We start from the raw sequence: 12657 nt of genomic DNA on the forward strand, positions 1-12657 counted from the left end.
CATGCAAAACAATCTTAACGACGACGACCCAGCTTCACCGCTTTCAGCACCACAAACTTATTGTTGGTCGCAATGGTGACGCAGTTGCCGAAAATCTTCTTCAGCTTGTGGAAGTAGTCCAGGTGGCGGTTCGCCACGATGTACAGCTCGCCGTTGATTTTCAGGCAGCGGCGCGCGTGGTGGAACATCTCCCACGCGACGTTATCCGTCAGGGCGTGCTTCTGGTGGAACGGCGGGTTGCAGAACACGGCGTTAAAGCGGAACGGCTCAACGCCAGACAGCGCGTTGTTGATCATAAACTCGCAGCGGTCCAGCGCTTCCGGCATGTTGGTTTCCACGTTCAGACGGCTGGAGGCCACCGCCATTGGCGATTCGTCGCTGAACACCACGCTGGCGTCCGGGTTCTTCGCCAGCAGCGTCAGGCCAATCACCCCGTTACCGCAGCCCAGATCGACAATCTCACCTTCCAGATTTTCCGGCAGATGTTCCATGAAGAAACGCGCCCCGATATCCAGCCCGGTGCGGGAGAAGACGTTCGCATGGTTGTGGATGGTCCAGTCGGTCCCTTCCAGCTTCCAGCTCAGCGTTTCTGGCGCGTCGGCCAGCTCCGGCGCGCTGAAGGTGCAGTTGATCAGGCGCGCTTTTTTCCAGGCCAGCGTCGTGGTGGTCGGGCCGAGGACTTTCTCGAACAGCTCCAGCGTCGAGGTGTGAATATCGCGCGCTTTGGCACCCGCGATAATGCGCGTTTCAGGCGTCACGACCTTACGCAGTGCGCGAAGCTGCTGCTCCAGCAGCGCCATGGTTTTTGGCACTTTAATCAGCACCACGCCCGGCGCCTGCGGGTAGTCCGCAGTGCTGTCGAGGAACTTCACGCTGGACTCTTCGATGTCGTTATGGCGCAGGTTTTCACGCGTCGCCAGCTCGCTCAGGTAGGAATCGCCGATGCTGTAAGGCGTGTGCTCCGCCAGGGCGCAGCCCAGCGCGCCAAACGCGTCATTCAGGATCAAAACCGGGCCGCGGATTTCAGTCTCATCCAACTGCTGCAGCAGATATTCATCCGCCGCTTCCCACGCCATGAGCGGGTTAACGTCGTCCGTTTCCGGGAAACGTTTAAGGTTGAGTGAACGGAAACCGTTGTCTAAGTGGCTCATCGGCCCTCCTGAATGGTAAAATTTGGCGTATCCCTGAAAAGGGTGCGTGAGTATACCCGTTTTCGCATAAATTTGGGCTTTTGATGAACCAACTTACTTATCTCCAGGGTTATCCGGAGCATTTACTGACTCAGGTTCGCAGCCTGATTGCCGAGCAGAAGCTCGGCGCAGTGCTGGAAAAACGCTATCCCGGCACGCACGATTTCGCGACCGATAAGGCCCTCTGGCAGTATACGCAGGATCTGAAAAGCCGGTATCTGAAGAGCGCGCCGCCGATCAACAAGGTGATGTACGACAACAAGATCCACGTGCTGAAAAACGCGCTCGGCCTGCACACCGCCATCTCCCGCGTGCAGGGCGGCAAGCTAAAAGCGAAGGCCGAAATCCGCGTCGCGACGGTGTTCCGTAACGCGCCGGAAGCCTTTCTGCGGATGATCGTGGTGCATGAGCTGGCGCACCTGAAAGAGAAAGAGCACGACAAAGCGTTCTACTCCCTGTGCTGCCACATGGAGCCGCAGTACCACCAGCTGGAGTTTGATACCCGCCTGTGGCTTACGCATTTATCGTTAAATGGTAATGCGGAATAGCGCACGCGAATTGTCATGATGACGTGCTACAGTGGCTAAAGGTTCCCCGCTACGGAGTACGTAAACGTTTATGATACGTTTCGCAGTCATTGGTACGAACTGGATCACACGCCAGTTCGTCGACGCCGCCCACGAAACCGGCAAACTTAAACTTACCTCAGTCTATTCCCGCAGCCTTGAGCAGGCGCAGAGTTTTGCTAACGACTACCTCGTTGAGCACCTCTTCACTTCTCTTGATGAGATGGCGCAAAGCGACGCCATAGACGCGGTGTATATTGCCAGCCCGAACTCCCTGCACTTCCCGCAAACGAAGCTGTTCCTCAGCCACAAAAAGCATGTGATTTGCGAGAAGCCGCTGGCGTCAAACATCCAGGAAGTGGAAGCGGCCATTGCGCTTGCCCGCGAAAATCAGGTGGTGCTGTTCGAGGCGTTCAAAACCGCCAGCCTGCCGAATTTCCTGCTGCTACAGCAGTCCCTGCCGAAAATTGGCAAAGTGCGTAAAGCCTTTATCAACTACTGCCAGTACTCGTCGCGCTACCAGCGCTACCTGGACGGCGAGAACCCGAACACCTTTAACCCGGCCTTCTCGAACGGCTCGATTATGGATATCGGCTTCTACTGCCTGGCCTCCGCCGTGGCGCTATGGGGCGAACCGCACGGCGTAACGGCCACCGCCAGCCTGCTGGAGAGCGGCGTGGATGCGCACGGCCTGGTGGTGCTGGACTACGGTGATTTCAGCGTTACGCTGCAGCACTCCAAGGTGAGCGATTCCGTGCTGCCGAGCGAAATTCAGGGCGAAGCGGGCTCGCTGGTTATCGAGAAGATCTCGGAATGCCAGAAGGTGAGCTTTGTGCCGCGCGGCGGCAAAGCGCAGGAGCTGACGCAGCCTCAGCATATTAACACTATGCTCTATGAGGCAGAGGTCTTCGCCCGCCTGGTGGAAGACAACGAAGTGAATCACCCTGGCCTCGCGGTGAGCCGCACCACGGCGAAGCTGCAAACGGAGATCCGCCGCCAGACCGGCGTGGTGTTCCCGGCAGACGACGTCAGTGCGGAAGCGATCGCGTAAAGCTGTGTAATGAAACGGCGCAGACCATTGACGAAACTGATGGTCTGACATATTTTGTTACCTGCAAAGGGGAGTAACTTCTTCGTCGGTGGATCGTCATTACGATGCGTGCAATACCGCATCCGGTCGCCGGGCAACCTTCGTGGTTGTAAGTGAGACCTTGCCGGAAGGCGAGGTCTATGCATAAAAAGCTAACGGCTATCGTCTTCTGACCATGGCCGTTTTTGTTTTTTATGTGTAAGGAAAATAGTATGCATTCTGTCGGCACTCCAATGTTGTGGGGCGGATTCGCGGTTGTCGTGCTCATCATGCTGGCGATCGACCTCTTTTTGCAGGGGCGTCGCGGCGCACACGGTATGAGCATCAAACAGGCTGCGGCCTGGTCTCTGGTGTGGGTCACCCTCTCCCTGCTGTTCTGTGCCGCCTTCTGGTGGTATCTGGCCTCGACCGAAGGCCGCGCGGTGGCCGATCCTCAGGCGCTCGCCTTCCTCACCGGTTATCTGATTGAAAAGGCCCTGGCGGTCGATAACGTCTTCGTCTGGCTGATGCTGTTCAGCTACTTTGCCGTGCCTGCTGCCCTGCAGCGCCGCGTGCTGGTTTACGGCGTGCTGGGTGCCATTGTTCTGCGTACCATTATGATCTTCGCCGGCAGCTGGCTAATCACCCAGTTCGAATGGCTGCTGTATGTATTCGGCGCGTTCCTGCTGTTCACCGGGGTCAAAATGGCGCTGGCGAAAGAGGACGGCTCCGCGATTGGCGATCGCCCTCTGGTGAAGTGGATCCGCGGCCATCTGCGCATGACCGACAAGATTGAGAGCGAGCACTTCTTCGTGCGCAAGAACGGCCTGCTGTTTGCCACTCCGCTGCTGCTGGTGCTGATTCTGGTTGAGCTGAGCGACGTGATTTTCGCGGTGGACAGCATTCCGGCGATCTTCGCGGTGACCACCGACCCGTTCATCGTTCTGACGTCTAACCTGTTCGCCATCCTCGGCCTGCGTGCGATGTACTTCCTGCTGGCGGGCGCGGCGGAGCGCTTCTCGATGCTGAAGTACGGTCTGTCGGTCATTCTGGTGTTTATCGGTATCAAGATGCTGATCGTTGATTTCTACCATATCCCGATCGCCATTTCGCTCGGCGTGGTGTTTGGCATTCTGATCGTGACGCTGATTATCAATACCTGGGTTAACCGCCAGCACGATAAGAAGCAGCAGGCTTAATGCGTTTTGCCCGGCGGCGCTGCGCTACCGGGCATTTTCGTTAAGCAATAGTTAAAAAACATGATGCACCACGTAAAATCCAGCATTTTACGCTTCCGCCTTTCGCTGCTTTCCCTGATACTCAACCAGGCAAACAAATACTTACATCCGGACATAAATGTGACTAAGAGCACATCCAGGATGGAACGCAATTTCACTCAGGAATAACGTATGAGCACACAATCAAGCGGTCTGTTCGCGCGCCTGGCGCAGGGCAGCCTCGTAAAACAAATTCTGGTCGGGCTGGTTCTGGGTATTCTGCTGGCGATGGTGTCAAAACCTGCAGCGGAAGCGACAGGGCTTCTCGGCACCCTTTTCGTTGGCGCGCTGAAGGCCGTCGCACCGGTACTGGTTCTGATGCTGGTCATGGCGTCGATTTCCAACCACCAGCACGGACAAAAAACCAACATTCGCCCTATTCTGTTCCTGTATCTGCTGGGAACCTTCTCGGCTGCCTTAACGGCTGTGGTGTTTAGCTTCCTGTTCCCGTCCACGCTGCACCTGACCAGCGCGGCCGGTGATATCACCCCGCCGTCCGGCATTGTCGAAGTGCTGCGCGGCCTGCTGATGAGCATGGTCTCTAACCCCATCACCGCGCTGATGAACGCGAACTACATCGGCATCCTGGTATGGGCGATTGGTCTGGGCTTCGCGCTGCGTCACGGTAACGACACCACGAAAAACCTGGTCAACGATGTGTCCAACGCTGTGACCTTTATGGTGAAGCTGGTGATTCGCTTTGCACCAATCGGGATCTTTGGTCTGGTTTCTTCTACGCTGGCAACCACCGGTTTCGACGCGCTGTGGGGCTACGCGCAGCTGCTGGTTGTGCTGGTCGGCTGTATGCTGCTGGTGGCGCTGGTGATCAACCCGCTGCTGGTGTTCTGGCAGATCCGCCGCAACCCGTATCCGCTGGTGCTGACCTGCCTGCGTGAAAGCGGCGTTTATGCCTTCTTCACCCGCAGCTCGGCGGCGAACATTCCGGTGAACATGGCGCTGGCAGAGAAGCTGAACCTGGACCGCGATACCTACTCCGTGTCGATCCCGCTGGGTGCAACCGTGAACATGGCGGGCGCGGCGATCACCATCACCGTGCTGACCCTGGCGGCGGTACATACGCTGGGTATTCCGGTGGATCTGCCAACCGCATTGCTGTTGAGCGTGGTGGCGTCGCTGTGTGCCTGTGGCGCATCCGGCGTGGCGGGCGGTTCTCTGCTGCTGATCCCGCTGGCGTGTAATATGTTTGGTATCCCGAACGAGATCGCGATGCAGGTGGTGGCCGTCGGCTTTATCATCGGCGTGCTGCAGGACTCCTGCGAGACCGCACTGAACTCCTCTACCGACGTGCTGTTTACCGCAGCGGCCTGTCAGGCGGAAGACGCGCGTTTAGCGAAGAACGCCCTGCGAGGTTAAAAAGAAAAGCCCGGTGGCGGCTACGCCTTACCGGGCCTACAGGGTTTAGTAGGTCGGGTAAGCGCAGCGCCACCCGACAAAAAACTTACAGCGTCACACCACTCTTAAAAATCGCCAGCTCGCGGAAGTCGTTCTTCTCGTTGCAGGTCTGCTTACCGTTGGCAAATTCCACGATAGTGTCCACAAACTCCATCAGCAATTCAGGCATCCCTTTGCCGTGTATCAGCTGACCCGCATCAAAATCGATCCAGTGCTTTTTCTTTGCCGCCAGCTCGCTGTTGGTGGCGATTTTTACCGTCGGCACAAAACCGCCGTACGGCGTGCCGCGACCGGTGCTGAACAGCACCATATGGCAGCCGGCACCCGCCAGCGCGCTGGTGGCGACCGCATCGTTGCCCGGTGCGCTCAGCAGGTTCAAACCGTGGGTTTTCAGGCGCTCGCCGTAGCGCAGCACATCGACCACCTGGCTCGCGCCTGCTTTCTGGGTGCAGCCGAGAGATTTCTCTTCCAGCGTGGTGATCCCGCCCGCTTTGTTGCCCGGCGACGGGTTCTCATAAATCGGCTGGTTGTGGGCGATGAAGTACTGTTTGAAGTCGTTCACCATGGTGACGGTCTTCTCAAACGTCTCTTCGTCGCGGCAGTGGCTCATCAGAATACGTTCCGCGCCGAACATTTCCGGCACTTCGGTCAGCACCGTCGTGCCACCGTTGGCGATCACGTAGTCCGAGAAGCGGCCCAGCATTGGGTTGGCGGTAATGCCGGACAGGCCATCAGACCCGCCGCACTCCAGCCCAAACTTCAGCTCGCTCAGCTTGCCCGGCTCGCGCCGGTCGTGGCGCATCACGTCGTACAACTGATGAAGCTGTTCAATGCCCGCTTCCACTTCGTCGTCCTGATGCTGACACACCATAAAATGCACGCGCTCAGGGTCAAACTCACCCAGCGTCTCGCGGAAGGCGTCCACCTGATTATTCTCGCAGCCCAGGCCGATCACCAGCACCGCCCCCGCGTTTGGGTGACGCACCATGTTTTGCAGCATGGTGCGGGTGTTAATGTGGTCGTCACCCAGCTGGGAGCAGCCGTAGGTGTGGCTGAACAAATGCACGCCGTCCGTACCTTCGGCATCATTAGTCTCTTTCAGGAAGCGCGTCTGAATCTGGCGCGCAATCCCGTTCACGCAGCCGACGGTCGGGAGGATCCACAGCTCGTTGCGGATCCCCACCTCGCCGCTGGCGCGACGGTAAATCTGCACCTCACGATCCGCCGCCTGCATCGCTTCCGCAGGTAAATCAGGTTGATAGCTGTACTCGTCCAGATCGCTCAGATTGGTGCGGGTATTGTGTGAGTGAATGTATTCACCCGGCGCAATATCCGCCAGCGCATGGCCGATGGGCAAACCGTACTTCACCACGTTCTCCCCTTTCGCAATGGGGATCAGGGCAAATTTGTGTCCACGCCCAATAGCCTGGCGCAACGTGACCGACTGGCCGTCGAACGTGACGTTCATTCCTTCGGTCAAATCAGCCAGCGCGACGGCCACGTTATCCAGCGAATGGATTTTGATGTATTGCATATCAACCTCAAACGGCCTTAGTTCAGTTCAATGGCGAAGTAGTCACGCGCATTGTTAAAGCAGATGTTTTTCACCATTTCGCCCAGCAGCTGGATATCCGCTGGCGCTTCGCCTGCGTGTACCCAGCGGCCAATCATCTGGCACAGAATGCGGCGGAAATATTCATGACGGGTATAGGACAGGAAGCTGCGGCTGTCCGTCAGCATGCCGACAAAGCGGCTCAGCAGACCCAGCTGCGCCAGCTGCGTCATTTGACGCTCCATGCCGTCTTTCTGATCGTTAAACCACCAGCCGGAACCGAACTGCATCTTGCCCGGCATCCCTTCGCCCTGGAAGTTGCCGACCATGGTACCCAGCACTTCGTTATCGCGCGGGTTCAGGCAGTACAGGATGGTTTTGGGCAGCAGGTTTTGTTCGTTCTGTTTGCTCAGCAGCTTAGACAGCTCTTCCGCCAGCGGACGGTCGTTGATGGAGTCAAAGCCCACATCCGCACCGATCAGTTTGAACTGACGCTGGTTGTTATTGCGCAGCGCGCCGATATGGTACTGCTGTACCCAGCCGCGACGCGCGTATTCCGCGCCGAGGAACACCAGCACCGCCGTTTTAAACTGCGCCACGTCGTGCTCGCTCAAGCCTTCGCCGGAGAGACGACGCGCCAGAATGCTGTCCAGCTCGGCTTCGTTTGACTCCGCAAACAGCACCACGTCCAGCGCGTGGTCAGACACTTTACAGCCGTGCGCCGCGAAGTGATCCAGGCGTTTGGTCAGCGCGGTTTGCAGGTCAGCGAAACGACGGATGTCGGTATCCGACACTTCTGCCAGCTTCGCCATGTAGTCGGTGAAGGTGGCCTGCTCAATGTTGAAGGCTTTATCCGGGCGCCAGCTTGGCAGCACTTTAATGTCGAAAGAGGTGTCTTTCGCAACGACGGCGTGATGCTCGAGCGAATCGACAGGATCGTCGGTGGTGCCGACCATCTTCACGTTCATCTGCTTCATGATGCCGCGCGCGGAGAAGTTATCCTGCGCCAGCAGCGCATTACAGCGTTCCCAGATTTCATCGCCGGTCGTTGGGGAGAGCAGTTTGCCGGTGATGCCAAACGGGCGGCGAAGCTCAAGATGCGTCCAGTGGTAGAGCGGGTTGCCGATGGTGTGCGGAACGGTCGCCGCCCAGGCGTCAAACTTCTCGCGGTCGGTCGCATCGCCGGTACACAGGCGCTCGGCGACGCCGTTAGTGCGCATGGCACGCCATTTGTAGTGGTCACCCTTCAGCCAGATGTCATACAGGTTTTTGAAGCGATAATTTTCGGCAACCTGCTGCGGCGGTAAATGGCAGTGGTAGTCGAAAATCGGCTGGTCTTTTGCGTAGTCGTGATACAGGCGGCGAGCAAATTCGGTATCTAACAAAAAATCTTCGGTCATAAACGGCGTCATTATCGTCTTCCTCATTACGGGAGCGCAGAAAGCGTATGCTCATATGCTGCAAAGTTATCACACCAATTTCCACCAACCGAAGCTTTTTTCGTGAGTGAGATCAATAAACGCCAACAAATAAATTACCCTCGATGGCGTAAACCCTCCTGCAACCCGCGCCAGTACTGGCTTTACGCGCGACGATTAATGTCCCCACAAAGAATCATACATTTGTGATGTCACTCACCTTTTGAAGTTGTATGACAAGTTATCTTTTCGCCGTCGCAAACTATAAGCCGACGGAATGCATTACCGGTGAGAGAGACATCGGGTTTAACGGTACGGATACCGACTTATGCACGCTTACTTATGGCAAGGTTCGGGCCGTTCCGGGACATGCTCCCGGCTACGCCCCTCCCGTTACACAACTGCTCCCGGAAACGGTTGAGAGGTTGCCGTGCTCTGGCGCGGAAATAACATAACGATGAGGTTTTAGATGCGTAAAATTAAAGGGTTACGTTGGTATATGATCGCACTGGTGACGTTAGGCACCGTGCTGGGCTACCTGACGCGTAACACCGTGGCAGCAGCTGCGCCAACGTTGATGGAAGAGCTGCATATCTCCACGCAGCAATACTCCTACATCATTGCCGCCTATTCCGCGGCGTATACCATCATGCAGCCTGTTGCTGGCTATGTGCTGGATATTCTCGGTACCAAAATCGGTTATGCCTTCTTCGCCATCGCCTGGGCGGTGTTCTGCGGCGCAACCGCGCTGGCAGGCAGCTGGGGTGGACTGGCGCTTGCGCGTGGTGCGGTCGGTGCGGCTGAAGCCGCGATGATCCCCGCGGGCCTGAAGGCCAGCTCCGAGTGGTTCCCGGCAAAAGAGCGCTCCATTGCGGTTGGCTACTTCAACGTGGGCTCGTCCATCGGGGCAATGATTGCACCGCCGCTGGTGGTGTGGGCTATCGTGATGCACAGCTGGCAGATGGCGTTCATCATCTCGGGCGTGCTGAGCTTTGCCTGGGCGATGGCGTGGCTGATTTTCTACAAACACCCGCGCGATCAGAAAAAGCTCTCCGAAGAAGAACGCGAATACATCATTGGCGGACAGGAAGCGCAGCATCAGACCAACAACGGCAAAAAAATGACCGTCTGGCAGATTCTCGGCACCCGTCAGTTCTGGGGGATCGCCCTGCCGCGTTTCCTGGCTGAACCGGCCTGGGGTACCTTTAACGCGTGGATCCCCCTGTTCATGTTTAAAGTCTACGGCTTTAACCTGAAAGAGATCGCGATGTTCGCCTGGATGCCAATGCTGTTCGCTGACCTGGGCTGTATCGTGGGCGGCTACCTGCCACCGCTGTTCCAGCGCTGGTTTGGGGTGAACCTGATTGTTTCCCGTAAGATGGTCGTCACCATGGGCGCACTGCTGATGATCGGCCCAGGTATGATCGGCCTGTTCACCAGCCCGTACGTCGCCATTGCCCTGCTGTGCATCGGTGGCTTTGCGCACCAGTCCCTGTCCGGCGCGCTGATTACGCTCTCGTCTGACGTCTTTGGTCGTAACGAAGTGGCAACCGCCAACGGCCTGACCGGCATGGCCGCCTGGACCGCGAGTACGATGTTCGCACTGGTGGTCGGCGCGCTGGCGGATACCATCGGCTTCAGCCCGCTGTTCGCGGTGCTGGCGATCTTCGACCTGATGGGTGCGGTGGTTATCTGGACGGTGCTGAAAAGCAAATCGGCAGAGGAGCTGGCGAAAGAGTCCCTCGGGAAACCGGCCACGCAGAGTTAGCATTGTTGTGCCGGGAGCCGGGTGGCGGCTTCGCCTGACCCGGCCTACAAAACCCAATAAAATCGTAGGCCGGGTAAGCGCAGCGCCACCCGGCAACATCTTCTCAAAAGCCGCCTCCGGGCGGCTTTTTTAATGGCAAAATCTGGAGAGTGGCACGCAAAAGTGGTATAACAAATCATCTGCCGTACCCTGCCTGGAGCGCATATGGAAATCACCGAACCACGTCGTTTATATCAACAACTTGCTGCGGAGCTGAAAGATCGCATCGAGCAAGGGGTCTATCTTGTCGGTGATAAACTTCCCGCCGAGCGCTTTATCGCGGATGAAAAAAGCGTCAGCCGCACCGTGGTGCGTGAAGCGATCATCATGCTGGAAGTGGAAGGCTACGTTGAGGTACGCAAAGGCTCCGGCATTCACGTGATTTCTAATCTGCCGAAACACTCTCCCGTCGCCGACGAAAGTCTGGAATTCGCCAGCTATGGTCCGTTTGAGCTGCTCCAGGCCCGCCAGCTGATCGAAAGCAATATTGCTGAGTTTGCGGCGACGCAGGTGACCAAGCAGGACATCATGAAGCTGATGGAGATCCAGGAGAATGCCCGTAAGGAAAAATGTTTCCGCGATTCAGAGTGGGACCTGCAGTTCCACGTTCAGGTCGCCCTGGCAACCCAAAATACGGCCCTGGCGGCAATCGTTGAAAAAATGTGGACTCAGCGCGTTCACAACCCGTACTGGAAAAAACTGCACGACCATATTGATTCCCGCACCGTCGACAACTGGTGTGACGATCACGACCAAATTCTTAAGGCGCTGATTCGTAAAGATCCGCATGCCGCTAAGCTGGCGATGTGGCAACACCTGGAAAACACGAAGCAGATGCTGTTCAACGAAACCAGCGATGACTTCGAATTTAACGCTGACCGCTATCTTTTTGCCGATAATCCCGTTGTTCATCTCGATACGGCATCCAGTGCCGTAAAATAGATGACCTTTCTGCTGGCAGGCGCTACGTTGCGCCTTCCGGCTTACATGGGTAAGCAAAACATATATAGTGTCAGCCTTTGTAAATCCCCTCGCTCACTTCCTGGGCTTACGCCAAAATCAACTCACCCCTGCAAATTCTGTGACGCAGAACGTTGGGCTTTGTTACAATTGGATTCAATTCCTTATTTTGTAAGTTAGTGCTTGCTAACCAGCCAATTAACAGGGAACAGTGTTGGCCACACCGCAATGTGTCCGCGAGCGACCATAATGAAATCACAACAATGTCGCCGTGCTGTTTGTCCCGGATAACAGGCGTGACGTTAACCGATTTCCAGGAACACTGAATGGAACTTTTGACCCAACTACTGCATGCCCTTTGGGCGCAGGATTTTGAAACGCTGGCCAACCCCTCCATGATTGGCATGCTCTATTTCGTCTTGTTTATGATCCTGTTCCTTGAGAACGGTTTGCTGCCTGCTGCCTTCCTGCCCGGTGACAGTTTGCTGGTGCTTGTCGGCGTGCTGTGTGCCAAAGGCGCGATGGCGTTTCCACACACCATTTTATTGCTGACCGTGGCGGCCAGCCTCGGCTGCTGGGTGAGCTACATCCAGGGAAGATGGCTGGGCAATACCCGGATCGTCCAGAACTGGCTCTCGCACCTGCCTGCCCATTATCACCAGCGGGCGCACCACCTTTTCCACAAGCACGGGCTTTCCGCGCTGCTGATTGGCCGCTTTATCGCCTTCGTCCGCACCCTGTTGCCGACCATTGCCGGCCTGTCAGGGTTGAGCAGCGCCCGCTTCCAGTTCTTTAACTGGATGAGCGGCCTGTTATGGGTCCTTATTCTGACGACGCTCGGCTATGCGCTGGGCAAAACGCCGGTCTTTATGAAATATGAAGACCAGCTGATGTCTTGCCTGATGCTGCTGCCTGTGGTTCTGCTGGTCTTCGGCCTGATTGGCTCACTGGTTGTCCTGTGGAAAAAGAAATACGGAGCCAGAGGCTGACGATGGCAATCTCACCGCTCGCTCTGCGCCGTTTTGCCTTTGCCGTGGTTACGCTGGTGGTACTCAGCGCCATGCTGCTGGCATGGAGCGCGCTTTCGCATCAGGAATCGACGCTGGCCATCCGCCCGGTAAACCAGGGTGCGAGCGTGCCTGACGGTTTTTCTGTCTGGCATCATCTGGATGCGAACGGGATCCGCTTTAAGAGCATTACCCCGCAGGACGATGTTTTACTGATCAAGTTTGATTCCCGTGCGCAAAGTGCCGCGGCGAAAGTGGTTCTCGACCGTACGCTGCCGCACGGGTATATCATTGCCCAGCAGGAAGATGATAGCCAGCCTGCAGCCTGGCTGTCATTGATTCGCGATACGTCGCATCGGTTTGGATAACTTCCAGGATTCCGAATCTTTTCACTCACT

Annotated in this window: 11 protein-coding genes; 8 read left to right on the forward strand and 3 right to left on the reverse strand. The window is 56.7% G+C overall.

Annotated features, from left to right (window positions below):
• Positions 1-14 precede the first annotated feature (14 nt).
• On the reverse strand, positions 15-1151 hold the full coding sequence (gene rlmG, locus L370_RS18055; protein WP_023333530.1) for a 23S rRNA (guanine(1835)-N(2))-methyltransferase RlmG: 1137 nt from the start codon (positions 1149-1151) through the stop codon (positions 15-17).
• Between the two features lie 83 nt (positions 1152-1234).
• Here rlmG and L370_RS18050 point away from each other — a divergent pair, with 83 nt between their 5' ends.
• The 4 genes from L370_RS18050 (at position 1235) to sstT (ending at position 5476) form a co-directional block, all read left to right on the forward strand.
• Positions 1235-1738 carry a YgjP-like metallopeptidase domain-containing protein gene (locus L370_RS18050; RefSeq protein ID WP_023333531.1) on the forward strand — a complete coding sequence of 168 codons (504 nt, stop codon included), beginning with the start codon at positions 1235-1237 and terminating at the stop codon, positions 1736-1738.
• Positions 1739-1808: 70 nt separating this feature from the next.
• Positions 1809-2807 (forward strand): Gfo/Idh/MocA family protein, encoded by a 999-nt coding sequence (locus tag L370_RS18045; RefSeq protein WP_023333532.1) that lies wholly within the window; start codon positions 1809-1811, stop codon positions 2805-2807.
• A gap of 251 nt (positions 2808-3058) precedes the next feature.
• Entirely contained in the window at positions 3059-4024 is a 966-nt protein-coding gene (locus tag L370_RS18040; protein ID WP_023333533.1) for a TerC family protein, read from the forward strand.
• Positions 4025-4234: 210 nt separating this feature from the next.
• Positions 4235-5476, forward strand: a complete 1242-nt coding sequence (gene sstT, locus L370_RS18035) for a serine/threonine transporter SstT (protein WP_023333534.1) — start codon at positions 4235-4237, stop codon at positions 5474-5476.
• 85 nt (positions 5477-5561) lie between these two features.
• Here sstT and L370_RS18030 read toward each other — a convergent pair whose 3' ends face one another.
• Both L370_RS18030 and uxaC read right to left on the reverse strand, forming a co-directional pair.
• The gene (locus tag L370_RS18030; protein WP_023333535.1) at positions 5562-7049 is read right to left on the reverse strand and encodes a UxaA family hydrolase; all 1488 of its coding nucleotides are present in this window, start codon (positions 7047-7049) and stop codon (positions 5562-5564) included.
• A 17-nt stretch (positions 7050-7066) separates the two neighbouring features.
• Positions 7067-8479 carry a glucuronate isomerase gene (uxaC, locus tag L370_RS18025; protein ID WP_023333536.1) on the reverse strand — a complete coding sequence of 471 codons (1413 nt, stop codon included), beginning with the start codon at positions 8477-8479 and terminating at the stop codon, positions 7067-7069.
• Between the two features lie 475 nt (positions 8480-8954).
• Between uxaC and L370_RS18020 the strand changes: the two genes are divergently transcribed.
• From L370_RS18020 to mzrA, 4 genes are all read left to right on the forward strand, one after another.
• Positions 8955-10253, forward strand: a complete 1299-nt coding sequence (locus tag L370_RS18020) for an MFS transporter (protein ID WP_023333537.1) — start codon at positions 8955-8957, stop codon at positions 10251-10253.
• A gap of 204 nt (positions 10254-10457) precedes the next feature.
• A complete protein-coding gene (gene exuR, locus L370_RS18015) occupies positions 10458-11234 on the forward strand; it encodes a transcriptional regulator ExuR (protein WP_023333538.1) in 777 nt (258 codons plus the stop codon).
• A 344-nt stretch (positions 11235-11578) separates the two neighbouring features.
• The gene (gene yqjA / locus L370_RS18010) at positions 11579-12241 is read left to right on the forward strand and encodes a DedA family general envelope maintenance protein YqjA (protein ID WP_023309289.1); all 663 of its coding nucleotides are present in this window, start codon (positions 11579-11581) and stop codon (positions 12239-12241) included.
• Positions 12242-12243: 2 nt separating this feature from the next.
• Positions 12244-12627, forward strand: coding sequence for an EnvZ/OmpR regulon moderator MzrA (gene mzrA / locus L370_RS18005; RefSeq protein WP_023333539.1), 384 nt, complete (start codon positions 12244-12246; stop codon positions 12625-12627).
• The last annotated feature ends 30 nt before the right edge of the window (positions 12628-12657 follow it).

The sequence above is a fragment of the Enterobacter sp. MGH 24 genome (genome assembly GCF_000493015.1).
Taxonomy (GTDB): domain Bacteria; phylum Pseudomonadota; class Gammaproteobacteria; order Enterobacterales; family Enterobacteriaceae; genus Enterobacter.